Source organism: Azospirillum sp. TSO5 (assembly GCF_003116065.1).
Classification (GTDB): Bacteria; Pseudomonadota; Alphaproteobacteria; order Azospirillales; family Azospirillaceae; genus Azospirillum.
Window position 1 is genome coordinate 1 of sequence record NZ_LGQY01000201.1, and the last position, 1,726, is coordinate 1,726.

Annotated in this window: 1 protein-coding gene; it reads right to left on the reverse strand. The window is 71.6% G+C overall.

The genetic code is table 11. From position 1 onward, the window contains the following. Positions 1 to 1,726: tetratricopeptide repeat protein (locus TSO5_RS32050; protein WP_146203888.1), on the reverse strand; the 1,726-nt coding region annotated here is incomplete at both ends.

Sequence of the window (1,726 nt, forward strand, 5' to 3'; positions counted from 1 at the left end):
TATTGCAGGTTGACGAACACCAGTCCGGGGACGGCGAACAGCGGTCCCCAATGCTCCAGCAGCACATAGGCGGCCTTGCGATCGGCCGTCATCAGCTGGCTGCGCCAGCCGATGCCGATCCGCAAGCCCGGCCCCAGCGCCGCCAGCCGCTCCCGCCAGCGCTCCACCAGCGCCGGATCCGGCACCAGCCAGGAAATCCGTTCGGGAAAGCGCTTCAAGTCGGTGCGCAGCAGGCGCGGCAGGCTGCCGGCAGCGATCTGGACGTCGGCGTCGCGCGGGTCGGTGCTTTCCGGGCGGACATCGGCATCGGGGAAGGAGCGCGCGAACAGCCGCACCAGCCGGTGGTCGCATTCGATCACCAGACGGCCGGCGCGCCGCATCGCCTCGTCATAGCAGGAGGCGAAGAGGAATTCGTCGCCAACGCCCTGCTCCCGCCACACCAACAGGCGCCGCCCGGCGATGTTCTCGCCGCGCCAAGCCCGTATCGACAGTCGGCGCCGGAAGTTCCGCAACGCCGGCGTGCCGAAGCGCCAGTCATAGCCGTTCCAGCCCGAGCGAAGGACGCCGGTCTCCAGAAGCAGGAGCGCTCGGTTGAAATGGGACTGCGCATGCTTGGGATCGGCCTGCAGGGCCGCATCGAAGGCGGCAAGCGCCTCCTCATGCCGGCTTTGCCGCTTCAGCAGATAGGCCAGATTGCCATGGGCCTCGGCCAGCGACGGGGCGAGGCCGATCGCAGTGCGGTGGCAGGCCTCCGCCTCTGCGACCCTGCCCAGCGCTTCCAGGCTGTTGCCCAGGTTGGTCCAGGCGACGGCGAGGCTGGGATTGCTGCGGGTCGCGCGGTCCGCCGTGCGCGCGGCCTCGGCGAAACGGTCGAGCTTGTGGAGAGCGGTGCCGAGGTTGCTGAGCATATCGGCGGCCCCCGGCATCAGGGCGACCGCGATACGATGGGCGGCCACCGCATCCTCGGGACGCACCGCCAGTTCGGCACGGTGGCCGTGGGCGGGGGCCAGATCAGGGCGCAGGCGCAGCGCATGGGCAACGGCGGACCGCGCCTCCCCATCCAGCTCCATGCGGCGCAACAGCGCGGTCCGGTTGACCCAGTGCCCGACGCCGTCGGGCTGCACCGCGACGCAGGCGCGCGACGCCCGCTCGGCCGCGTCGAAGCGGCCCAACCCCTGGTAGGCCTCGCTCAACGCGGCATGGGCGGAGGCATTGACCGGGTCGGCGGCGACGGCGCGGACCAGCAGGGCCTGCGCCTCCTCCAATGCTCCGCGGCGCTTCGCCAGCACACCGGCCAGATGCAAGGCGACCGGATGACCGGGTGCCGTGTCGAGCACCTGCCGCACCAGGGTGTCCGCCGCCGCCGCGTCGCCGGCGCGGTAATGGGCGACGGCATCCGCCGTCAGTCTGTCGGCGTCGCTTCCCGGCCTTCCGTCCGCGTCGGGGACCGGAAGGCGCACCGGAGGCTTGCAGGACGCCGCGCGCGCCAACTCCTGCGCCATTCGGACGAGCGTCGCCTCCAGCCCTTCGCCCGGCCTGGGCTGGAACAGGCGCATGGTCGGGAACCAGGGCCGGACGTCGGTGCCCAGCTGCGTCCAGTCGCGGGTGCCGAAGCGCCAGACCGGCACGCCCAGCGCACCCGCCAATTCCCCCGCCGACATCGCCGGCGAGATCACCAGATCCAGGTTGGCGGTCAGTGCAGCCGTGCCGTCGAAATCGTCCTTCA